Raw genomic sequence first — 22,194 nt, 5'->3', positions numbered from 1 at the left:
ACCTGTTTCTTCAGGTGGTTTTTATTAACTGCCTATTGGGATGGGTTTTAAATTAGAACTATACCCTATGGATTTCCAGTTGCAGTGTGGCGGCAAGTGAACGCAGCCAACAAAGCAGCAACTTGAAGGATGAAGGGGATAAGCAGATGATTCTTTGTAATCCTTAAGCTCTGGTATATCCTGTAATTCATTACGTTGAATGATGTTTGTTTTTATCAGGTAGCCTTTTGAGATATCTTTCTTCTTTTCGTACATCACTGAAAATATCCCGTTATCTTTTCCGGGTAATTGGTTTGATGCTGTGGACATTGGGCGCTTTATTAACGGCTTTTTACCTGGTTAATATCTTTAATGAAGTAAAATCTGACATCCGGCAAGAATATAATGCTAATTATGATTCTACACTCTCTTATGTGCGTCATACCGCAAGTGTTCTGCGGGATATCCAATATATGACAGAGAAGCATTTACTGAATTCTGACGAAAAAAAGAGTGTAGTTTTTGATTTTCCGCATAATAACCCGGCATTTTCTTATCACCCTTTAAATCAAAGCGCAGACTGTAATACTTTTCGCAAAAATACCCATAGTTACTTAAATTCATTGAATAACCTTATCTTTTATTGGAAAGATAATCTTGCGGCTCCTCAAGGTCTGAACCAGGTTTTTCTGGTAGGTACGCAAAGCATGTGTATGGTGAATTTTTCTATTCGTAACACCACAACTGAACCTGATACGCTGAAAAAAATAGTATATGAAAATTCACGTAGGCTTATTAGTCTGAAAGAGCAGGGTAAAGAACGAAATGTTTATTGGGTTATACCCGGTGCAAGATCTGATAGCGGCCATCTCTATGTGTTGGCACCGGTATATGTAAACAGTCAAATGGTTGCAATGATAGGAATTGAACAGTTCATCAGATTAGATACTTTTATTCAAAGACAAGACCGTCCGATTTCAATAACATTGTTAAACCGTAGTAATCAACCTGTGTTGCACTATCCGGCAAATGATGACTACAAACTTCATTATGATGATTATCAGTTGGAAGCACCTTATTTTGGCTATGATGATAATTTCACTGATTTATTGCTAAAACGTCGGTTAATGCCATCTTCATTCAGTATAATTTACGCTCTTCCACTGAAAAATATTTTTGAAGGTTTTAAGCTACAGATTATTAGCAGTATTGTGCTTAATGTGTTATCTGCCTTTGTCATCATTATCCTGGTGTATCTGTTTGAGCGGAAAATGTTTGTTCCGGCGGAAGAGAATGCGATTCGTTTGGAGGAGCACGAGCAGTTTAATCATAAAATTGTTGCTTCAGCTCCGGTTGGGATCAGTATATTGCGAGTCAGTGATGGCAGTAATATTTTGAGTAATGAACTGGCACATAATTACTTGAAAATGCTAACTCATGAAGATCGGGAACGCATTATTCATATTATTTGTGACAGAACCAGCAGCTATGTTGACGTAGTAACCAGTAATAATAATCATCTGCAAATCAGCTTTGTCCACTCCCGTTACAGGAATGAAGAAGTCGCAATTTGTGTATTGGTTGACATCAGTGCTCGTGTACGGATGGAAAAGTCATTACAGGAAATGGCATTAGCATCGGAACAAGCTAGCTATTCTAAGTCTATGTTTTTGGCTACCGTCAGCCACGAGCTGAGAACACCTCTTTATGGAATCATTGGCAACCTAGAGTTATTACAGGCTCATTCATTACCGGCTGAATCTGCCCGTTTATTGTCAACGATGAATAATTCTTCAGCCTTGTTACTGAAAATTATCAGCGATATTCTCGACTTCTCAAAGATTGAATCTAAACAGCTTAAAATTGAACCTAAGGAGTTTTCTTGTCAGGAAGTTATCTCCCATGTTATTTCTAATTACTTGCCATTAGTTGTGAAAAAGTCGTTGAGTTTATATTGCTATATTGAACCGGATGTACCGAATTATATCCGCAATGATCCCGTTCGATTACAACAGGTTATATCTAATTTGTTGAATAATGCGATTAAATTCACCGATACCGGATGTGTGGCTATACATGTAGTTGTTGATAAGGATTACTTGTATGTCAGAGTAAGGGATACAGGGGTAGGAATTTCTGATAAAGAGCTTATTCAGTTGTTTGATCCATTTTTCCAGATAATGCCAAATACGGAAAGTTCATCTCAGGGAACCGGTCTTGGTTTGGCGATTTGTGAAAAACTTATCAACCTGATGGATGGTGATATTGAAGTCATTTCACAGCCACAAATAGGCAGTATGTTTTCTATCCGTTTACCTTTATATGGCGCGAAATATACACCAAAAACTCAGCTAACGAATGAGTATCAGCAAAAAGTTATATTGGCTATACGTAATCTTTATTTAGAAGATTTTTTACAACGTTTTCTGATTTATCATGGTTTACAAGTGGTTGTATATCATGGGCAGAATACAGATGGCAGTGAAATTATTATCAGCGATTTCTCTAATGCGGTTATTACCCCTATATATGCTTATGTTGAATTATCGACGTCTCACATTGGTTCACTAGAACAAATCAGAGAAAACTATTGGTTACATAATACTTACCATTTGCATGATTTAGCCATACTCATTGATAGGTTAATTTCACCGGGTAATAGTGAGGTATTGAATACAGCACTGCCAGTCTTGCAGGCAAGTACTTGGCTGAATACTATTATGGTTTTGGTCGTGGACGATCATCCTATCAACCGTTACTTATTGACTGATCAATTGAAATCTATCGGTTTTCAGGCAGCGATGGCGAATGATGGATTGGATGCATTGGAGTATTTGAAGAAAGAATATGTTGATATCATTCTGACAGATGTCAATATGCCTAATATGGATGGTTATGCGCTAACAATGTATTTACGGAATAAAGGATGTGAGTTGCCGATTATTGGTATTACGGCAAATGCATTGGCAGAAGAAAAGCAACGTTGTATTGATGCTGGGATGAATGATTGTTTGTCTAAGCCTGTTTCCCTTGCTACTCTCAAACAGGTACTAACAGAGGTCGGGAGTATGAGTGCTTAAAATAATGCCTGGTACTATACCCTTCATCCTTCAAATTTGCTGCTTTGTTGGCTGCGTTCACTTGCCGCCTCGCTGCAAATTGAAATCTATTGGGTATATGATAGTCCCAGGCATCAGAATTCGTTTCATATTAAAATAACGAGGCGCATTTAATGAACACTATCATTGGCATTAATAGCCACAGAAGCGAGATAATTAAGTAGCGCAATATCGTTATTCACACCCAGTTTTACCATGGCTGATTTTTTCTGGCTGCTAATCGTTTTGACACTTCGATTTAGTTTTTTCGCAATATCTGTTACCAGGAAACCTTGGGCAAACAGGCGTAATACTTCGCTCTCTTTCTGTGATAACGGTTTGTCACCGTAGCGGGTTTTCGTTACTTTTTTCAACAACTCAGAAACGCTCTCCGGCATAAATCTTTCCCCTTGCTTCAGGGCAGTCAATACGTCAGATAAATCTGTTGGTGCTCCTTGTTTTAAGACGACTCCTTCAATATCAAGTTCAAGCACAGCACTTAAAATGGCTGGATTATTGTTCATAGTCAGAACAATGATTGATAACCTGGGGTAATGGCGTTTGATGTATTTAATCAAATTGAGTCCATCACCATAGATGTCTCCAGGCATGGACAAATCAGTGATCAGCACATTTGCTTTAATACAAGATAGATTGTTGATCAAAGTAGTAGAGTCTTCCGACTCAGCGACAACGTTGATCCATTCGAGTCGCTCAAGTGATTTGCGGATGCCAAACAGAACAATTGGATGGTCATCAGCAATAATGACGTTAAGGCTATTCATCTATTAGTTACCTTGCTGCAACAGCCTTGTGATGAAAGAATCAATGTGGCTGATGCTATTTTTAATCTCTATTTCGTTACCGTTTGTTATGTTTTGTTCCAGCGTTTCGCAAGAAAGTTTGAGGAATTCTAAGTCTAACATAGCAAAAACGCCTTTTAAGCGATGTGCTGTTTGCGAAAGTGATATCAAATCATGTTGCTCTATATCAGTATACAGTTTATTAATATCTATCGGTACTGTCTTGATAAATAATTGCTGATAATCGCTATCTGCCAGCTGTTTTTGGTAACTGCTTATAACATTTTCAATATCATAATCAGTGTCTTCATCGTTAAATGGTGACATTTCCGAATTTGCATTAAATTCGTTAAAACTGAAGTTTCTTTCAATTAATAACGAAATGGCATTGATAACAGCTTCGCTCAAATTGTAGTTACATCTAATATAGTCAGGTGTTATCTGCTCAAAGCCAGCAAGATCACCCACCAATAATATAGTCGATTTTGCCGAATCATACGACTTATCTGTCAATATGATATCGTATTCTCTACTGATATTTTCTTTCTTTTTATCAAAGTAAGTCGCACCATAATGCTTTAGGTAATTTTGTATGATCTTACGGATTTCCGTATTGCTAATGTCCAGTAAGGCGGTAATATCTTCCAATAGCTGCGGGCATTGGTCTTGGTCGATTATCAGTGGCAGACTGATGGTGTAATGTGTCCCAAGGTTGGGATTGCTATTTATAGTAAAATGGCCACTGAGTTTTCGACATAATTGGTCACAGAGATAAAAGGTTAGTCCTGAATTTGACTGATATTTATCACCTACTGCTTTGCTTAGAAACGGATAATTCAAGTTTGCCAAATCTTTTGGATTCAGTCCGGCACCTGTATCCATAACTTCAATCTGAATTTGACCTTTGTATTTCTGGGAATAATTGACTATGAGTGATATTTTCCCATAAGATGTGATTGTAATTGAATAATTAACTAACATCCGGACAATTTTACTAATGACGAAGCCATCGCCAATAAATATAGATTCAGGATTAATATTACAGTGATAGTAATAATTCAATCCTTTATTATTTATTTTTGGTAGCACTTTTTTCAAAATATCATCTAAAATACATGATAATGAAAATGATTCGCTTTTTGCTTGCCAGTCACCTAATTCCAACTCATTGAGTAATGAGATATTCTCGACCCAGTCGGATATATATTCGGACTTAGTTAATAAATTATTAATGATATGATGACTATTTTCCTCTATGGAAGTTTGTTTCAGTTGGTAAGCAATATTGTTTAATTCCTTTATTGGTTGTTTCAGCTCTGAGCTAATGTTTGTTAACATAAAACGCCGGGCTTGCACGCTCTTATCGTGTTCGAGATGTGCAAGTTGTAATCGTCTGTTAATCAATGCTTCCTGGTCTTTATCTTGCAATAAAAATAGGTAAGTCTCTGGCAACAGATGGATACTATGCATCTTAATTTCATAGACTGAATCGTCAATCGATGTTTGTATGACACCATGATGTTGTTTTGCCATCATCTTGATTTTACTTAAATCGATATTAGGCAATAGATGATCAGCAATTTTATTACTCATGATTATCTGACTTGTCGAAAAATCATAAATTAGTAAACCAATTGGGATATTGGAGATAATATCGTTACTTAACGCGTCCTTGACCTGTAGCTCATGGCTCATAAGAGCATTTGGGGCAATATATTTTTTACGAATGTAAATAAGTCCACCCAGAGATAGAATAATAAATATTGAATCAGCTAGCAGTAGCCAGATGTTTTTGTACAATAAATCGATCAGCACATCTTTGAGTGATACCCGATACAGTAATTTGTATTTTGTGCCATTGAGTGGTTGCGAAAATTCGAGCCAGAAACCATTTTGTGAGATATTAGCTTTATTGGTTTCATAGGGGTTTTGTGCGTCGTTAGAGAGTAAACTGAAATTTGCTGCTGCCATATCGATAGGAAGGAGATGGATAATAGGTAAATCAAAAGCGATAATTGTCGCTAATTGACCTGGCAAGTTGAATGTTGCCCTGTAAGTATAGTAATAGAGATTCTCGCCATTTAACTTACGGATTGATGAAATATTTTCCCGTTCATCTAAAGCGGTAGATTGCATCAGCATCTCTGAACGTTTCGATTCGGCGGTAAGTGTCAGATAACTTTCTTTAAATCTTAATTCAGGTTTAAGAATAGAGTGGGTTGTTATTAAAAACAGATTGTTATCTTTACCATTCAGATAGTACATAGAGTTGTATTCATTGCGGGCGCCCCACAAGATCTCTATATAATTGGAAAGGCGTTGGGCCAACGCAGCACTTGTCGCGTTATGGTGACCAAAAATAATAGCGTCGATAGCCTGATAACGACTTTCAAGCCAATAAACATCAGGTCGTAGCTTCATCGGTGAAACAGGCTCCTGTAGTTTAAAAGGCGAGATATTGGCCTGTTCAAAGATAGAGTTAGCATGGTAACGATAATCTTCTATCTGCAATACCATTTTGGTTGCAACACTATTGAGCGCATACTTTTTTCCCATCAACCAGGCGTTGAAGTAGTTATAGCTATATAAAAACAGGGAAATAAAAAGCAGGGCAATGAACAAGCCATAGTAACGGTTTATGGTTGATGAATTGATTGAAGATTGTCTGTTATACATGCGTTAGGTAAAAACCTTAGTCATTGTTTGGCTATTTTAGCGAGAACGCTAATGGTTGATTGTATCTCTGGTGATTTTAACAGGATAAGAGCCTGGAATGGTATTGTAGATTGAGGATTGAGCGAATAGTAAAAAAATCACAGATTTTTTGCGATAAAGACTAGACATATTATCCCACTATAGAGCATAATCCGGCGCCATGGAAGGATGGCCGAGCGGTCGAAGGCAGCGGTCTTGAAAACCGCCGATGGGAAACCATCCTAGAGTTCGAATCTCTATCCTTCCGCCAAATACTAACCTTATGCATATTTTTATGCATAAGGTTTTTTTTCATTCCAGAGTGTTATTCAAAATAAGCTAAGATCGCTTAGCTCTCGTTCATTTCCTATGAAAAATCACTGGATTATAAACCCATTTAAATTTATTGCAGCTTGTTAATGTTTTAAGTTCATCAGTTTGTTTTTAAAGCATATACCCGTTATCTTTCAAGTTGCCTCTTTGTTGGCTGCACTCACTCACCCCGGTCACAGAGTTATCTATGCTCCCGGGGATTCGCTCCCTTGCCGTCGCGATGCATCTTGAAATCCATAGGGTATAGTTTATAACTAGAGGTGATATCAAATGGTGATTAATCCATTTTAATGATAGTAAATAGCCATTCATAATTTGAATTTATTGCCTTTAAATAATCCTTATAGAAGACAGTTCTATTTTTCATATAGGTTGTTAATTTCTGAATCCTAATTTATAAAGCGTACTTTTTAGTGAGGTTATAAAGGTAAGCAAAGTGAATCACCTTTTACGTACTAATTACCATGCATTTTATGTAGTCTTTGGTTAAACTCCATATAACTTTCCTATTAATTGGGTAAAATTAATTAACCTATTTATATCTATAATAATATCTGAAACTGTCCATGTACTTATTTCTTTCCAAAGTACCACGCCTTTTACATGGTCGGGATGATTGATATAGATATCCAGATCTTGATAACTTTTAAAATAACCGATTAAACTAAAATCAATGGATTTTTTTCTATCTACAATGCTACGATCACAAATATTACGACCACAAAACCATCCTTTTATCTCGCTAATCTCGTTGACATGATTTAAGGCAACTCTCTCTGCTAATATAGCTTTTTCACTATTCCAGCTTATTCCATCTTTGAAGGTAAAAAAAACTTGATGTGCAATTAAGTAGTTCTTTCCCGGCATGATTCACCTCATAATTAATATTTCGATTTATACCCTTCATCCTTCAAGTTGCTGCTTTGTTGGCTGCTTTCACTCACCCCAGTCACATAGTTATCTATGCTCCTGGGGATTCGTTCACTTGTCGCCGCGCTGCAACTCGAAATTTATTGGGTATATAATGACTTATAGAAATAATATGAATTAAACCCAACCTTAATATTATCCAAGAGCTTTATTTTTTTGCTCTAAATAGCACATTGCATTTATAGTAGTCAACTATTTCTGGGTGGTAATAAATTGAAAAGATGGTTGCCTTTATAATAATAGGGAAGCTGTTATGATTTGCTGTTGATGTATTAAGAATAAAGCTCAATTTGGATATTGGAATAGTTTTTGCCCATTAATGAGCAAGATAGCACTTTTATGAGCAATCTTATGGGAGTTGTCTCTGTGTCAGAGTGTTCTTTGGGATAGCGATATGTCATCAATAAGCAGATTTTGGTCGTCAGTTTCATGGTGTTTTGAATATGTTTAAAAAAATCTATTATTTATGCTTGATTGTTTGCATCAGGTTGTAATATACTGCGCTCGCTTTCGGGGGCTGCCTCGGAATACGCCGGCTTAGCTCAGTTGGTAGAGCAACTGACTTGTAATCAGTAGGTCACCAGTTCGACTCCGGTAGCCGGCACCAAATCATATAAGAAGCCGTTATCTTTCATAAGATAACGGCTTTTTTCTTGTTTATTTCCAAAATGGCTGTTTTTATATACAGTTCATTTTATCACTTTCTATTGCGATCTTTTTATCTGAATGGATATTGGTGTGTATCCATCTATATTGTCTAGAGAAGATCAGAAAAAAAGAGAGAAGATATGACAGAAGATAACAGTCGGTATTGATGTCGTAAGATCGTGTTAAATAAAAGCAATTTCATACCAGGATAATATTTTCTCCAAACTACCAATTGAATAACGTGAGTTCAGAAAATTCGTTGATTAAAAGAAAATATATCTGACAATGTTAAAATTTTTTGCATAAATACTTACCTGATAATTGGTAATTTACTGATGGTAACATTAATCCTATTTTGTCTTAAAAGTTTTGTCATATCTGGTTGAAATATTTCGATCACGGTTAGTCAAATCCTACATTTTCGCCGATTCGTTGCTTATCGTTATGTAAACAGTATGCTCTCTGTACCTTTGTTATAGGTGTAGAAAACATTTTTAATCGTCATTTTTTTATAGATTTCAGAGTTGATCCAAAGTATTTTTTACACTTTAATATCCATGAGATAAAAATTTTGTGCTACTTTTTATTTAATGTATTTTTTATCTGATAATAAAAAGGGGTTGTTATGTTGTCTGAAAATTCTCGGGAAATAATAAAAACCATGAGCATTGCTTTAGACGCTTTAAGTGCTGAACCTTTTAAGGCGAGGTACATTACAGGATTAGGTAAAATTTATATGAGAAATACTTAGGTAAGGATGATAAGCACTTTATAACTAGTTGTATTAACCACAGTGTTATATTTTTCCTATGAGACTCAGCTTGGCAGGAATAGCAGTCAGATAGGATTTATATTTAATAGATTAAGTAAGAAGATATATTTAGACGATATAGTTAAGCAACAAAGAAACGCAAGAAATAGAGCATGAGAAATTTGTTATAACGTCGAATACAGGGATGCATGAGACCATTACGAAAATAATTTTTACGACTATTTGTTACTAAAAATTAAGGTAAAAACGTATGCGCAATATTCAACAAGTTCTAGAGCGTTGGGGCGGCTGGGCTAATGATGCCACAGGTGTTAATTGGCCGTCGATCGCTGCGGGGTTTAAAGGTTTGATTACGTCAACTCGTCCATCGCGTCCTTCCTGCTGCGATAATGATGGTTTGATCATTGATGCTTGTATAGCAAGGCTTCAGACGGTAGATAAGTCTGAAGAAATTGAGGTTTTATTTATGTACTATGCTTTGGGGCTTTCTAAACGGTCGATAGCTCGTTTAATTGAGGTATCAGATATTGAAGTACGTTCCCGATTGCAAAAGGGCGAAAGCTTTGTACAGGGATGTTTAGCCATGCTTGATATCACGTTAGAAATGGATAATGAAATACAAGAGTGCAAAAAGCTTGTGCGTACGCAAAAAGCTATGGTAGTGTATTAACCAGTTAAAGTTGCGAATAAGCACAGAAACTAATAAGCCTCGATATTTTTATCGGGGCTTTTTCATGTAGAAAATCGGGAAAATAACGCTTAATTCATCAAGTTCAATTGAAAAAATTCAAGTTATTCAAGAGACGTTGTGATATGAATAAGCGTCTTAAAGTATCGGTTGTTACATACTGATAGATAAGTAAAAATTTAAATAATAATTGTAAGGGCTGCACTTTAGTTGCAGCCTTTTTCGTATTTACCGCCGTGAATCACTTACGCATATTTTTTTACCTTCTTTGCGGTCGGTATCCCTGTTAAATCAATCATAACCTGATGCGGTGAACTAAGCCTTCATAGGGGCTTAGTTTATTCAGCTGCATTGCGAGTTATTGCTGTTTGGTGGAGGTATTTTTGATGAGCAACGGTAGTGATAAAGCTGGTTGGTTAACGCCTGTCACTCCTGGGCCTGAGTACGATGATGATCTGGAGCACGTACTGCGTCATTGGGTGTGTGGTGTTTCTGGTTTGCCTGACGATAAAGTGCGTTCCCGATGGACATCATCACAATCACCACTGTTATCGGAAGATAATGGGTGTGATTTTGGCATTACGGGCTTTATTTCGGACGTATCTCCGGCCTTTGAGAACCAAACCGAAGAAAGTACTGAGTTATGGCGGTATGAAGAAATCGAGTGTTTGATTTCGTTTTATGGCCCGAACTGCCAGCGGTACGGGACCTGTTTTCGTGATGGATTGACGGTTAGTCAGAACAATGACGAATTGAGGCGTTTCGGTCTTTCAGTAGACAAATATACCCGGCTAACTTCTTTACCTGAGCTTATCAATAATCAGTGGGTGCATCGTTATGACATGATGATCACCTTGCGGCGAAAAGTGGTGCGTGAATACGGTGTTAAATCACTGGTAGAAGCGCCAGTCAAATTCTTTGGAGATTAAATTATGCAGGGTTTACCTGTTTCAAACATTATCAATGTCACGTTGAATATGGCTCCTCATGCGGCTCAGGCCCGAAACTTTGGTGCGTTACTGATCGTCGGTGCAAGCAACGTGATCAATACTCATGAGCGTTTACGCCGATATTCTAATATCGATGGCGTAGGGGCAGATTTCGGTATGGATACACCAGAGTACCAAACCGCAACGCTTTATTACTCCCAGTCACCGCGCCCTGTCGATTTGTACATTGGCCGCTGGGCTAAAAACCATGTTGGAGCCTCTTTGCAAGGAGCAGTACTGACTAAGCAACAACAAGCGCTTAGTAAATTTACTGCTGTTACAAATGGTTCTTTTAAGTTAACGCTTAACGGTAAAGAGGTGATATGCAGTGATATCGATTTTAGTAAGGAGACAAATCTTAATGGTGTTGCCCAACGGCTAGCGGAAAAGCTGAAAGATTGTTCAGTGACATATGATAGTTCATCTGCACGTTTCACTGTGGCACCAAATTCTGCAAGTACTATTGGTTATGTTTCACAGGCTAGCGGAACGTACATTGGTGATTTGCTAAAACTAGACGGAGAATCTGGCGCTACCGTTATCGAACCTACCAAAGCAGAAACGATTGCTGAAGCCGTGGCAATATTGGGTGCTGCGTCTAGTGGTTGGTATGGGCTGGTTATTGCTGACGACACGCTGACAGATGAAGATATTCTGTCTGTTGCTGATTACATTGAATCTGCATCTGTTTCTCGAATCTATGGGCATACTGTGCAAAAAACATCGGTATTGGATGCTGATGTTGGTACTGATACCGGATCAAAACTGAAAGAGGGAAATTATCAGCGCACGCTCTGGCAATATTCAACGGGTAAACCTTACATCGTGGCTTCTCTGATGGGGCGTATGTTTACTGTCAATTTCAACGGTAACAACACCACTATTACCCTGAAATTTAAACAAGAACCTGCGGTTACGGCGGAAAATCTCACCGCAACCCAAGCCAACGCGTTGAAAAAGAAAAACGGCAACGTTTTTGTTAAATATAACAATGACACCGCTATTATTCAGGAAGGCGTCATGGCAAACGGTGATTTCATTGATGAACGTCACGGTCTGGACTGGTTGCAGAACTACGTTCAGAACAATCTTTATAACCTGCTTTACACCAGTACCAGCAAAATTCCCCAAACTGATGAAGGTGTCACACGCCTAATGACTAACGTTGAACAGTCACTTGCTCAAGCTGTGATGAATGGGTTGATCGCTCATGGGGTATGGGGTGGTGATCCGATTGGTGCGTTGAATACTGGGGAAACATTGACAAAAGGTTATTACGTTTATGCGCCACCCATTGCAACGCAGGCACAAGCTGACAGAGAGGCCAGAAAAGTACCGGTTATTCAGTGCGCTATCAAATTAGCAGGCGCTGTTCATTACGCTGATGTCATCATTAATGTAAACAGATAAGGATTGAAAATGGCTACGTATTCTTTTCTTGATGTCTCTGCTTCTATTACAGGGGTAGGGGGTTCTTTTGATCTTGGTAACGGCGCGGCCCTCTCTGACGAGGGCATCGTAGTGACAATGTCAGAAAGCAAAAACACCATGACCACAGGTGCAGATGGTGAAGTTATGCATTCATTGCACGCTACCAAATCTGGAACCATTACGGTTAACTTACTTAAAACCAGCCCGGTAAACGCAAAACTGAACGCTATGTTGAGTACACAATCGCTTTCATCAGCCGCATGGGGTAATAACGTGATTATGATTCGAAACAAGGAGAGTAACGACGTTGTTGTTGCACGTTCCGTCGCCTTTCAGAAACAGCCGGATTTACAGAATTCCAAAGCAGGTAATACCGTTGCTTGGGTATTTGATTGCGGAAAAATCGACATCATGTTAGGCACATTCTAACCAGTTTACTTTACAAACGCTGAAACTAGCCGGGGCATTTGCCTGCATGTTCATAATCAGTCTTGTGCTTCGGTGACTTACGCGGTTTTAGGCTAAGTTTTAAGGGGAGCTTATGGAATTTGAAATTGACGGTAAAAAATATCGCACTGGCAAACTGAACGCTTTTCAACAACAGGATCTGGCGGTGGCCTTGTCTCCAGCTATTCCTGCACTTGGGCCATTGATGCAAAAGATCGCCGCAGACAGAAATGATGATAGCGCGACCCGCTTTGAAGAACTGATTCCTTATTTGATTGAATCCATTACTGCGCTGGGAAAGTCCAACCGGTATGAAATTAATGATATTTGCTTATCAATAGTTTCCCGTGAACAGAGTGGCATATGGAGCAAGATTTATGAACCTGATGGTCAGGTATTGATGTTCGATGACATCAACGGTTTACAACTGCTTAAAATTGTGGGTTTTATTATCCGAGATTCATTGGGAAATTTTTTTCCCGCCCTATTAGAGAGCGAAATGTAATTCCAGGACAACCTAGCCTAAATTTTGAAACTCTCCCGAAAGGGCGTGATTATCTGTTACGCCCGGTCATTGCAGGCATGTGCCGTTATGAATCATTAAAAGATGGCATGCTTGACCTGGCTGATATTGCATTGATGAATGATGCCCTTGATGTTAAATCGGAAAATGAGGCCATGATAGAGAGGTGGCGAAATGAGTAATGACGCTGAAACAATGAGAGATTTCCTGGTATCACTTAAGTTTGATGTCGACGAGGTGGGACAGCGTAAATTTATAGCTGTTATCACCGAAGTAACAGCTAATGTTCTCAAAATGAGGGCGGAAATTGAAGGCGCAACATCAGCGGTGGTTAATTTTATCACCCAAATCACTGACGGGCTGGATAAGTTCTACGGGAAGTTACAGGAAACAGGTCCAACGATTGAAAAAATTAAATCCATTGATGAGAGAATTAGCCAGACGGAGGGAAAGGGAAGTGTAGCAAGCGTGCTACCGAAGATTGGTATTCCGCGGCATGATGCCAATGGCGGCCATGTTAATACTGCTTCTTTGATAACATCGATGAGTGAGCCGCGATTAAAAGCCACGGTGGGGCGTGCTAATCAAAATACCCACACACTTGATAGTGATGACATATTTAATGCGATTGAGGAATTAGTTAAATGGTTAAACAAAGGGGAAGTTGCAGCTAACGACTTATTGAAGACACTGAATGAATTATGGAAATTCACAGGAAGAAAAACTACACTGGGGACATTATTCGATCTTAATAGTCGATTAAATACACTACAAGAAGAAGCAAAGAAAAATCACGAAACTGTGGGTGAAACCATACAACGGCGGCGAAAAGAACATGAAGTAAATAAGAAACCACTGTTAACGTTTGATCAACTTAATAGTTGGATGTCAACTCATGGACTTTATATGGCTTCCGACTCGACACCGTTTTTTAGCAAAGATAATTATGAAAAATACCAGAAACAACTTGATGGTAGTAAGCTTGTCATTGATAAAGGTCACAGTCAGAAAATTGCTGATATTCCCGGAAAGGTATCAAGCCAATTAAGTAAAGAGAAAAAGCAACGCAAGAATAAGCCACTCAATAAAAAACATCGTAAAGCTGGAGTTATTAAGCAGCCTGAGGTTCATCATGAGGTTCATCACGGTTTAAAAGCTACAGTTAATCAGTCGATGGACATTTTTAACACTGAGCTTACAGCAGCAAGACTAAAGAAACTCATATCTTCCAGAGGGGCCAGGAATAACAACCCGTTAAATATGAACTTTGTAAATCAGAGAGGGGCAGTCCGTGAGGATAGCCCAGGACACAGATTTGCTAAGTTTCCGGATGCATATAGTGGATTAAAGGCTACCGCTCATCAGTTGAGACGTTATTTTAGTGGCAAGACCACAGGAAAAAAGCTACAAACCATTGCAAGTATTATTCCGACATGGGCGCCATCAAAAGACGGTAATCAGACTAAAGCCTACATTGCCAGCGTGTCTAAAATGATGGGAGTTTCTAAGGATGCGTTCCTTGATTTAACCGATCCTGACGTGATGCAAAGGTTGATTGATAAAATGATGGTAGTGGAGATTGGTGGTAATCCTTATTCACCAGAATTTATTAGGGCGGCGATTCTTGGAGAGCCGCCGCCAGCGAAAAAACCTTTGGGTTTAACTGAGCATCTCAATAATATAGCTAATTCGTGGAAAAACATTTCCATTGTTCCTCATATGCTTAGCGGTGCGATGACGAATATCAACAATATGATCAATCATCAGGGAGTGACTCACAATTTCCTGCTTCGTTCGCCGGCTCCTGCCGGCAATAATAATATGCAGGGAATAGGGGAAGTTAATTATCATATTGAGATTAATGGCGTTGAATTTCCTAAAGAAGCGGCAAGATTGACTGGAGAAGCGGTAGAACGGACTCACAGTATGCTACTTCGAAATATGCAAACACAGGTGAGATAACAATGGATATATTATCAGTTATGTTTTCTCAGCAAACGAGAAAAATAGGTGCCATTGTCCCGAGTGTCATTATTTCAGAAACCCATACGGATACATCCAATATAACGGATCATCCGGTCCAACAGGGGGTGACAATCAGTGATCATATTTATGACAGCCCATCAGAAGTGAGAATGGAGTTAGGTTTTTCGGGTGGTGGCTCGTTGCTTGATATCATGGATACGACAAAGGTATTTGATATTTCTACTGGGTTGAGCCTTGGAACCAGTCCGCGTGCGGTGTATCAACAGTTACTCGATCTTAGGGCATCACATAAACCTTTTGATGTCGTAACCGGGAAACGCTTATATAAAAATATGTTGATTAAAGATATGACTGTCACAACGGATAAAACCAGTGAAAATGTTCTATCAGTGATTTTAAACCTGCGTGAAATCATTATTGTTGAAACATCTGAAGAACAAGCCGCGCCTGCTGAAAATATGAAACATCCTGAAGATACGGCACCTGTGATTAATGTAGGAACCAAAGTCACGGTGAAGCCATCATTACCACGAGTTATTCTTGACTATATTATAGAGCGGGGGAAAAAATGGCTGGGATTGTAGAAATACCTTTATCACCGATAAATCAGCAATTCGATGTTCAATTGGATGGTATTAACTATAAAATGAAACTCATTTGGCGTGATATTGCGGGTTGGATTCTGGATATTATGACGTCGGACAGTGAGCCAATAGTCACCGGTTTGCCGCTGATTTTTGGTGCTAATTTGCTTGAGCAATATCGTCATCTTGGTTTTAACGGTTCATTAATTTTCTATGGTGATATAAACCAAGAAAAACCTTTAAGGAGTAATCTTGGTGAAGAGGATAAATTATATTTTATAACAAATTAACTGGATAATTTATTACACATGCCGCTTAATTGCGGTTTTTTTTTCTGTTAATTAGGTGAATTATGTCAAAACAGTGGATAAGAGAATGTCACCTTATTGTTGTTGACGAAAAAGGCGAAAAAGTAGATTTATCAAACCTGAAAATCAAATTTGATATTAGCGTAACGGAATCTTCCTATCCTGCTACGGGTATTTTTACGATATATAATCTGAATAACGAAACCAGTAATAAATTACGCAAAAATGAGTTTAAAACGATTAAATTTGTGGCGGGCTACAAAGGGAATTCAGGACAAATATTTGCAGGTCAAATTCAGTACACCCATGTAACGAGGGATAGCCCAACAGATACTTGCGTTGTTATTCAGGCGGCAGACGGAGACGAACCCCATAATTACGCGACAGTGAATACCACCATTGCGGCGGGATATTCGCAAGCAGATTTAGATCACTTACTAATGCGTGATATTGCCAAATATGGCATTACCGCTGGCTTGCGTCCTGAATTCAGAAAGTCAGCTTCACCCAGAGGAAAAGTGCTTTTTGGTATGCACCGCAATGAAGTCTCTGACCTGGCAAAACAGTGTGATGCCAACTGGCGCTATGAAGATAACCAGTTACATATTGTGCCTAAAAATAAATACTTAACTGAAGCTGTTGTACTCACATTAAAAACGGGTTTGATTGGTATGCCTGAACAGACTATCGGATCGGGTATTAACGTTACGTGCTTAATTAATCCGAATATCCGCCCTGGCACATTAATCCGGCTGGATAACCGCTCAATCCAGCCGGCTGATCTCTCTACTGGCGAAATATCTAAGCCTGAGAATCATGAGAAGCCGAAAGAACGGCCAGCAATGTTGGATGCTGACGGTGATTACATTGTCTTCAATGTCAATTATTCCGGCGACACTCGCGAAACTGAGTGGTACATGAAAATGATGTGCATCGCTAAGAGCGATCACACACTGCTGAATCAATCAACTCGCAATAAAGATAAGGCAGATAGCTGATGATAAATACTGACGAACGACTAAATAGACCGGAAGCGGTCTTTTTTTCTATGCAAGAAGTGATTAGCGCCGGATTGTATGTTTCTCTGCCCTGCATTATTCAATCATTTGATGCTGATGCGGTAACAGTGACAGCCCAACCGGCTATCAGATGGAAAATCAGGAAAAAAAACGGGGAACAGGAATCAATATCCTTACCGCTGTTGGTGGATGTTCCGGTTGTATTCCCAAGAGGTGGCGGAGTGACGCTAACATTCCCGGTAAAAGCGGGTGATGAATGTCTGGTCGTGTTTGCTGATCGTTGCATTGATTACTGGTGGCAATCGGGCGGCATACAAGAGCCGGTAGATCCTAGGCAACACAACCTATCTGATGGATTTGCGCTTATTGGCCCACAATCACAGCAACAAAAAATATCTAATATCAGCATAAACACCGCGCAACTGAGAAGTGATGATGGTGCGGCTTATATCGAACTTGATCCGGGTAGCCACAACGTCACGGTTATCACGCCGGCAAAACTTACTGCCACCGCAAATGGTGGTACCGAAATTACATCACCTGAAATCATCCTGAACGGCAACGTCACTATTAACGGCAACTTATCGCAGGGAATGGGAGCGGGTGGTGGCACAGCAACCCTGCAAGGCCCGGTTACTGTGAGCAACGATGTAACAGCGGCAGGAATTAGCTTTAAAAATCATGTGCATAGTGGTGTGCAATCGGGTGGAAGCAATACGGGGAAACCCCAATGAGATACAGAAGAGAAATTGACAACGACTATGTATTTGGTCGTGGTGAAGCGAGTTTTCTTATTGATTCACCGGAGGCGGTTGCGCAGGCAGTGAAAACACGTTTGATGCTGCGCAGTGGTGAATGGTTTCTTGATAACCAAGAGGGAACCGATTACGACAAAGTACTAGGTAAAGGCACATCGGGTTTTTATGACTTGGTTATCAAACAGCGAATACTGCAAACACCTGGTGTATCAAACATTATCCACTACCGCAGTGAAAGCAACCCTAACACACGAAAAGTCACCATTACAGTCACGATTGACACGATTTATGGACAGACAGGAGTAACGGCTGATGTATGAAAATATTATCAACACAATGTTACCTGCCATTAATAAAAACGGGATCAACGCCCCAGATTATCAAACCATTTTAAATGGCTGGAAGACAATATTCAGGGATATCTACGGAGAAGATATTTACATTGAATCTGACAGCAAAGACGGTGTTTTTCTATCGTTGATTGCTTATGTGGTTCACGGTTGTAATAACGCGATCATTGCCTCTTACAACTCATTTAGCCCAGCAACAGCGGTGGGTGAGGGGCTTTCTCGTAATGTCAAAATCAACGGTATTACCAGAAAAAACCCCAGTAACTCGACTGTAGATGTTTTAATAACTGGTCGAGCGGGTACCATTATCCGTAATGCTTCTATTCGGGATGATATAGGGAACACCTGGTCACTACCGGATGAAGTCACTATAGACATGCACGGGCAGGCTACCGTAACGGCGGTATGCCAAAAAACAGGGGCTATTGGCGCACTGCCTCACACGATTAACCAGATTGCTACGCCAACATTAGGCTGGCAAACCGTGACAAACCCTGTTGCTGCTACACTGGGTCGGGGTGTTGAAACCGATGCAGAACTGAGAATTCGGCAAGCAGTTTCAGTCGCATTGCCTTCGAAAACCATTATGGATGGACTTATTGGTGCTATTGCCAATCTGCATGGTGTTTCACGTTATCTGGGATATGACAACGACACGGACGAAACCGATGAAAACGGCATACCTGCACACAGTATTGCGATTGTGATTGATGGTGGAGACTCGAAAGAAATTGCTCAAACCATTCTGATAAAAAAAACACCGGGCATACCGACATTTGGCACCACTTCTGAAATTGTCACGGATAACTCTGGCAATAAAAAAACGATTAACTTCTATCGTCCTACGTTGGTGCCAATTTATATTGAAATTCAGATTAAACCTTTTATTGGATACACATCGGATATTGGAAATAATATTCGTACTGAGGTATCTGACTATATCAACTCACTTTATATCGGTGATGGGATATATGTTACTCGCTTATTTGTGCCGGCAAACTTATGTAATAAAAATGGTAGCCAGACATATGAAATACTGTCTGTGGTTGTAGGTAAATCAGCATCAACCCTTGGAGCGGCTAACATTGATATAGCCTTTAATGAAGCGCCGACGTGTTCACCTGAAAATATTAAAATAGTCACGGTGCTAGAATGAATAAATATATGAAGCTGATTCCGGCGTATCACATGGAAGGTAAAAAATACGTCAGAATGCTTGAAACTGTTACTGATATTTTTAACTGGAGTGCATCTACGACTGATTTACTAATTAGCAGTTTTGATCTTGATAAAGCGGAGGGCAAACAGCTTGATATTATTGGCGAATGGGTAGGAAGAAATAGAATGATTCAAACCCCAATTGAATACTATTACTTCTCTTTTGATATCAATGAATTGGGATTTGACAGTGGCAAATGGAAAGGGCGGTTTGATAGTGATAAAAGTTATGTCAAGTTGGATGATGATAATTATCGGATAGTGATCAAAGCTAAAATAGGTGCAAACAACTGGGATGGAACGGCTGAATCACTTAATGACATCCTAAGTTTTATTCATTCAAATAACAACATATCTATATCTTTTGAAGATAACTTAGATATGTCATTTACCGTGACGGTAAAAGGTAAAGTAATTAGTAACATCACTAAGGAGATCATCCATCAGGGTTATCTCTCGATTAAACCTATGGGGATAACGGTTAATTACCATATAGTGGAGGGTTAGAAATGGCGAAAAATGATTTTAAGGCATTTGCGACGGGTGAAAACGCGAATACCTTATCGCAAGAAGAATATGAGAATTCTGATTTTATTGAAGAGGGATTTAAATCAGGAATTGCCAGGAGTGAGCGATTAAATAAAGTTTGGCGGCAATCTTCAATCATTGCGGCTGTAATTGGGAAATATATTGCAGAAAAAACGGGTGAAGATGTTATTGATGATGGTGATTTAAAGAAACTGACTAACCAGTTAGACTTGGCATTAAAACAAAAAATCACTACAGAAATTCCTGATGCTTCGCTGGCGCAGAAAGGCATATCGCAACTCAACAGTGCGACAGATTCTGACAACGAAGATCAGGCGGCAACACCTAAGGCTGTACATGACGTTAGAAAAATCGCTGAGGGTAAATTAAGTGGAGTTCCTGATGCGTCATTGACGGAAAAGGGGATAGTGCAGCTAAGTAATCAGGTTGCTGATGCGGGGAATACGGTACCGACCTCATCATTAATGCATGCTGTATGGAATGAGTTAAATAAATCGATCGATGGAGCTAACACGAACGCGACAAATGCAAACAACAATGCAACGAGCGCAAATAATAATGCCAACAATAGATTGGCAAAAGATCAAAATGGGGCAGATATCCCTAATAAAAGTGAGTTTACAAAAAACCTTGGTTTAGCGGAAACGGTGGCACAAGCCCAAAATGCCGTGCCGAGTGGTCGGAAAATTAATGGGAAAGCGTTGACTGGGGATGTCAGTTTGAATGCGGGAGATGTGGGGGCTTTTCCTGATGTTGTTTATGTTACATCTATCCCAACCCGATCATATGTAGGCCCCTTCTCTGGGCAAGGTAACGCAGGATGGGTAAAAGGTATTAATATCGGTTTTGCTGGTAGCGATGTCGGCCAAATATATATCACACCAGTCGGCGAGCTACACGCATACTTCTTAAATGGCAACGGCTCAATCACTGGCGGAATTGTTAGTACTCACCCAGTCGGCGCTCCAATTCCATGGCCGTTGCCCAAAGCTCCTGCTGGTTACCTTACATGCAACGGACAATCATTTAATAAATCACAGTACCCAAAATTAGCGGAAGCTTACCCTAGCGGCAGATTACCTGATTTAAGAGGCGAATTTATCCGTGGTTGGGATGATAGTCTTGGTGTTGATATGGGGCGCGGGATTTTGACGTGGCAGGGGGATGCAATTAGAAATATTACAGGTGCGTTGGGCAACCCTACAGCAGAAAGCGGGGGCAGTGCTACAGGAGCATTCAGTTACTCATATTCGGTGGGAGGGCGTGCAGCAGGAGGTGGGGGCGGTAGAGTGCAGTGGACATTTGACGCATCACGTGTCGTCCCAACAGCTAACGAAAATAGACCCCGGAACATCGCATTTAACTACATAGTGAGAGCAGCATAATGGCAGAACAAAAATATTCTTTAGAACCGGAAACCGCAATATTAGGTAAAGATGGATTAGCCACTCAAGCTGGCTGGATCAAGGTCTATCACACTAATCAGATGACAAGAGAATTCACGAGTGCAGATATTGAATACTTAATGTTAGGTGTCAGTTTATCAGCTGGGGCCTATCCAGACGCACCAGAACTCCCTAAATCCCATGATGTGGCCGTTCGCCGCAGTGAAGATAAACACGGTTGGGAAATCGTGCCTGATTACCGTGGAAAAATCGCTTACGACACGCAAACCCGTCAAAAACGTGAAATCACTGAGTTGGGTGAATTGCCAGAAACATTGACATTCAAGCAACCAGCCACTGATTTTGATACTTGGGATGGTGAGAAATGGGTCACTGATACTGAAGCTCAAAAAACCAGTCAAATTGAACAGGCAGAACAGCAACGTACAACATTAAGTCAGAATGCGAATGAAATGGTTGCATTGCTGCAAGACACTGTTGACTTAGATATCGCCACCGAAGCTGAAAAATCAGCTCTACAGGAATGGAAGAAATACAGAGTGATGTTGAGCAAGGTTGATATTTCCCAAGCTCCTAATATTGAATGGCCGGAGCAACCAAAGTAAACAACAGAACCAGTTAGTCCGGTTTTTGCTTGGTTATCTGACTGTGCAGCCGCTTACTTAACTGTAAGATCTCTGA

General features: G+C 39.7%; 21 protein-coding genes and 2 tRNA genes. 19 read left to right on the top strand and 4 right to left on the bottom strand.

The window, feature by feature from the left end; all coding sequences use genetic code 11:
- Positions 1 to 227 precede the first annotated feature (227 nt).
- A complete protein-coding gene (gene rcsC, locus BDD30_RS03615) occupies positions 228 to 3,059 on the top strand; it encodes a two-component system sensor histidine kinase RcsC (protein WP_015833701.1) in 2,832 nt (943 codons plus the stop codon).
- A gap of 149 nt (positions 3,060 to 3,208) precedes the next feature.
- Here the strand turns inward: rcsC and rcsB are convergent, their stop codons facing one another.
- Both rcsB and rcsD read right to left on the bottom strand, forming a co-directional pair.
- Positions 3,209 to 3,862: a response regulator transcription factor RcsB gene (gene rcsB / locus BDD30_RS03610; protein WP_015833702.1), complete on the bottom strand. Its 654-nt coding sequence runs from the start codon at positions 3,860 to 3,862 to the stop codon at positions 3,209 to 3,211.
- Between the two features lie 3 nt (positions 3,863 to 3,865).
- A complete protein-coding gene (gene rcsD / locus BDD30_RS03605; RefSeq protein ID WP_015833703.1) occupies positions 3,866 to 6,556 on the bottom strand; it encodes a phosphotransferase RcsD in 2,691 nt (896 codons plus the stop codon).
- A gap of 201 nt (positions 6,557 to 6,757) precedes the next feature.
- Here rcsD and BDD30_RS03600 point away from each other — a divergent pair.
- Positions 6,758 to 6,845 (top strand) — tRNA-Ser (locus BDD30_RS03600).
- 173 nt (positions 6,846 to 7,018) lie between these two features.
- Here the strand turns inward: BDD30_RS03600 and BDD30_RS23015 are convergent.
- A complete protein-coding gene (locus tag BDD30_RS23015) occupies positions 7,019 to 7,219 on the bottom strand; it encodes a hypothetical protein (protein ID WP_147408117.1) in 201 nt (66 codons plus the stop codon).
- Positions 7,220 to 7,393: 174 nt separating this feature from the next.
- Positions 7,394 to 7,774, bottom strand: coding sequence for a Dabb family protein (locus BDD30_RS03595; protein ID WP_015833705.1), 381 nt, complete (start codon positions 7,772 to 7,774; stop codon positions 7,394 to 7,396).
- Between the two features lie 594 nt (positions 7,775 to 8,368).
- Between BDD30_RS03595 and BDD30_RS03590 the strand changes: the two genes are divergently transcribed.
- The 17 genes from BDD30_RS03590 to BDD30_RS03515 all read left to right on the top strand — a co-directional run bounded on the left by BDD30_RS03590 (position 8,369) and on the right by BDD30_RS03515 (position 22,118).
- A tRNA-Thr gene (locus tag BDD30_RS03590) sits at positions 8,369 to 8,444 on the top strand.
- A 1,063-nt stretch (positions 8,445 to 9,507) separates the two neighbouring features.
- Positions 9,508 to 9,927 carry an antiterminator Q family protein gene (locus BDD30_RS03585; protein ID WP_015833707.1) on the top strand — a complete coding sequence of 140 codons (420 nt, stop codon included), beginning with the start codon at positions 9,508 to 9,510 and terminating at the stop codon, positions 9,925 to 9,927.
- A 404-nt stretch (positions 9,928 to 10,331) separates the two neighbouring features.
- Positions 10,332 to 10,874 (top strand): phage neck terminator protein, encoded by a 543-nt coding sequence (locus tag BDD30_RS03580; protein ID WP_422615642.1) that lies wholly within the window; start codon positions 10,332 to 10,334, stop codon positions 10,872 to 10,874.
- 3 nt (positions 10,875 to 10,877) lie between these two features.
- Positions 10,878 to 12,344, top strand: coding sequence for a DUF3383 domain-containing protein (locus tag BDD30_RS03575; RefSeq protein WP_015833709.1), 1,467 nt, complete (start codon positions 10,878 to 10,880; stop codon positions 12,342 to 12,344).
- A 9-nt stretch (positions 12,345 to 12,353) separates the two neighbouring features.
- A complete protein-coding gene (locus tag BDD30_RS03570) occupies positions 12,354 to 12,794 on the top strand; it encodes a DUF3277 family protein (RefSeq protein ID WP_015833710.1) in 441 nt (146 codons plus the stop codon).
- Between the two features lie 112 nt (positions 12,795 to 12,906).
- Positions 12,907 to 13,317 (top strand): phage tail assembly chaperone, encoded by a 411-nt coding sequence (locus tag BDD30_RS03565; RefSeq protein ID WP_015833711.1) that lies wholly within the window; start codon positions 12,907 to 12,909, stop codon positions 13,315 to 13,317.
- A 77-nt stretch (positions 13,318 to 13,394) separates the two neighbouring features.
- A complete protein-coding gene (locus tag BDD30_RS24955) occupies positions 13,395 to 13,517 on the top strand; it encodes a DUF6889 family protein (RefSeq protein WP_231849198.1) in 123 nt (40 codons plus the stop codon).
- A complete protein-coding gene (locus BDD30_RS03560) occupies positions 13,510 to 15,297 on the top strand; it encodes a hypothetical protein (RefSeq protein ID WP_015833712.1) in 1,788 nt (595 codons plus the stop codon). Before BDD30_RS24955 ends, BDD30_RS03560 begins: the two co-directional genes overlap by 8 nt.
- Positions 15,298 to 15,299: 2 nt before the next feature.
- Positions 15,300 to 15,905, top strand: coding sequence for a phage baseplate protein (locus BDD30_RS03555; RefSeq protein WP_015833713.1), 606 nt, complete (start codon positions 15,300 to 15,302; stop codon positions 15,903 to 15,905).
- Positions 15,890 to 16,195 carry a phage baseplate plug family protein gene (locus BDD30_RS03550; protein WP_015833714.1) on the top strand — a complete coding sequence of 102 codons (306 nt, stop codon included), beginning with the start codon at positions 15,890 to 15,892 and terminating at the stop codon, positions 16,193 to 16,195. The genes BDD30_RS03555 and BDD30_RS03550 overlap by 16 nt, the downstream gene beginning before the upstream one ends.
- 62 nt (positions 16,196 to 16,257) lie before the next feature.
- The gene (locus BDD30_RS03545) at positions 16,258 to 17,211 is read left to right on the top strand and encodes a phage protein (protein WP_015833715.1); all 954 of its coding nucleotides are present in this window, start codon (positions 16,258 to 16,260) and stop codon (positions 17,209 to 17,211) included.
- Positions 17,211 to 17,966, top strand: coding sequence for a phage baseplate assembly protein V (locus tag BDD30_RS03540; RefSeq protein WP_015833716.1), 756 nt, complete (start codon positions 17,211 to 17,213; stop codon positions 17,964 to 17,966). Before BDD30_RS03545 ends, BDD30_RS03540 begins: the two co-directional genes overlap by 1 nt.
- Positions 17,963 to 18,310, top strand: coding sequence for a contractile injection system sheath initiator (locus BDD30_RS03535; RefSeq protein WP_015833717.1), 348 nt, complete (start codon positions 17,963 to 17,965; stop codon positions 18,308 to 18,310). Before BDD30_RS03540 ends, BDD30_RS03535 begins: the two co-directional genes overlap by 4 nt.
- The gene (locus BDD30_RS03530; RefSeq protein WP_015833718.1) at positions 18,303 to 19,496 is read left to right on the top strand and encodes a baseplate J/gp47 family protein; all 1,194 of its coding nucleotides are present in this window, start codon (positions 18,303 to 18,305) and stop codon (positions 19,494 to 19,496) included. The genes BDD30_RS03535 and BDD30_RS03530 overlap by 8 nt, the downstream gene beginning before the upstream one ends.
- Complete coding sequence (locus BDD30_RS03525) at positions 19,493 to 20,065, top strand: DUF2612 domain-containing protein (protein WP_041381745.1); 573 nt, start codon at positions 19,493 to 19,495, stop codon at positions 20,063 to 20,065. Before BDD30_RS03530 ends, BDD30_RS03525 begins: the two co-directional genes overlap by 4 nt.
- A gap of 2 nt (positions 20,066 to 20,067) precedes the next feature.
- Positions 20,068 to 21,492: a phage tail protein gene (locus BDD30_RS03520; protein ID WP_121302543.1), complete on the top strand. Its 1,425-nt coding sequence runs from the start codon at positions 20,068 to 20,070 to the stop codon at positions 21,490 to 21,492.
- Positions 21,492 to 22,118: a tail fiber assembly protein gene (locus tag BDD30_RS03515; RefSeq protein ID WP_015833732.1), complete on the top strand. Its 627-nt coding sequence runs from the start codon at positions 21,492 to 21,494 to the stop codon at positions 22,116 to 22,118. The genes BDD30_RS03520 and BDD30_RS03515 overlap by 1 nt, the downstream gene beginning before the upstream one ends.
- The last annotated feature ends 76 nt before the right edge of the window (positions 22,119 to 22,194 follow it).

The organism is Photorhabdus asymbiotica (genome assembly GCF_003634575.1).
GTDB lineage: Bacteria > Pseudomonadota > Gammaproteobacteria > Enterobacterales > Enterobacteriaceae > Photorhabdus > Photorhabdus asymbiotica.
Note: the sequence above shows the minus strand (reverse complement) of the source record. Positions and strands in the feature narration are given on the sequence as shown.

Bases quoted from the DNA above. Each gene is read 5' to 3' on its own strand.
- rcsB (WP_015833702.1), bottom strand. From the start codon at position 3,862: ATGAATAGCCTTAACGTCATTATTGCTGATGACCATCCAATTGTTCTG.
- rcsD (WP_015833703.1), bottom strand. From the start codon at position 6,556: ATGTATAACAGACAATCTTCAATCAATTCATCAACCATAAACCGTTAC.
- BDD30_RS23015 (WP_147408117.1), bottom strand. From the start codon at position 7,219: ATGAATGGCTATTTACTATCATTAAAATGGATTAATCACCATTTGATA.
- BDD30_RS03595 (WP_015833705.1), bottom strand. From the start codon at position 7,774: ATGCCGGGAAAGAACTACTTAATTGCACATCAAGTTTTTTTTACCTTC.
- BDD30_RS03585 (WP_015833707.1), top strand. From the start codon at position 9,508: ATGCGCAATATTCAACAAGTTCTAGAGCGTTGGGGCGGCTGGGCTAAT.
- BDD30_RS03580 (WP_422615642.1), top strand. From the start codon at position 10,332: ATGAGCAACGGTAGTGATAAAGCTGGTTGGTTAACGCCTGTCACTCCT.
- BDD30_RS03575 (WP_015833709.1), top strand. From the start codon at position 10,878: ATGCAGGGTTTACCTGTTTCAAACATTATCAATGTCACGTTGAATATG.
- BDD30_RS03570 (WP_015833710.1), top strand. From the start codon at position 12,354: ATGGCTACGTATTCTTTTCTTGATGTCTCTGCTTCTATTACAGGGGTA.
- BDD30_RS03565 (WP_015833711.1), top strand. From the start codon at position 12,907: ATGGAATTTGAAATTGACGGTAAAAAATATCGCACTGGCAAACTGAAC.
- BDD30_RS24955 (WP_231849198.1), top strand. From the start codon at position 13,395: ATGTGCCGTTATGAATCATTAAAAGATGGCATGCTTGACCTGGCTGAT.
- BDD30_RS03560 (WP_015833712.1), top strand. From the start codon at position 13,510: ATGAGTAATGACGCTGAAACAATGAGAGATTTCCTGGTATCACTTAAG.
- BDD30_RS03555 (WP_015833713.1), top strand. From the start codon at position 15,300: ATGGATATATTATCAGTTATGTTTTCTCAGCAAACGAGAAAAATAGGT.
- BDD30_RS03550 (WP_015833714.1), top strand. From the start codon at position 15,890: ATGGCTGGGATTGTAGAAATACCTTTATCACCGATAAATCAGCAATTC.
- BDD30_RS03545 (WP_015833715.1), top strand. From the start codon at position 16,258: ATGTCAAAACAGTGGATAAGAGAATGTCACCTTATTGTTGTTGACGAA.
- BDD30_RS03540 (WP_015833716.1), top strand. From the start codon at position 17,211: ATGATAAATACTGACGAACGACTAAATAGACCGGAAGCGGTCTTTTTT.
- BDD30_RS03535 (WP_015833717.1), top strand. From the start codon at position 17,963: ATGAGATACAGAAGAGAAATTGACAACGACTATGTATTTGGTCGTGGT.
- BDD30_RS03530 (WP_015833718.1), top strand. From the start codon at position 18,303: ATGTATGAAAATATTATCAACACAATGTTACCTGCCATTAATAAAAAC.
- BDD30_RS03525 (WP_041381745.1), top strand. From the start codon at position 19,493: ATGAATAAATATATGAAGCTGATTCCGGCGTATCACATGGAAGGTAAA.
- BDD30_RS03520 (WP_121302543.1), top strand. From the start codon at position 20,068: ATGGCGAAAAATGATTTTAAGGCATTTGCGACGGGTGAAAACGCGAAT.
- BDD30_RS03515 (WP_015833732.1), top strand. From the start codon at position 21,492: ATGGCAGAACAAAAATATTCTTTAGAACCGGAAACCGCAATATTAGGT.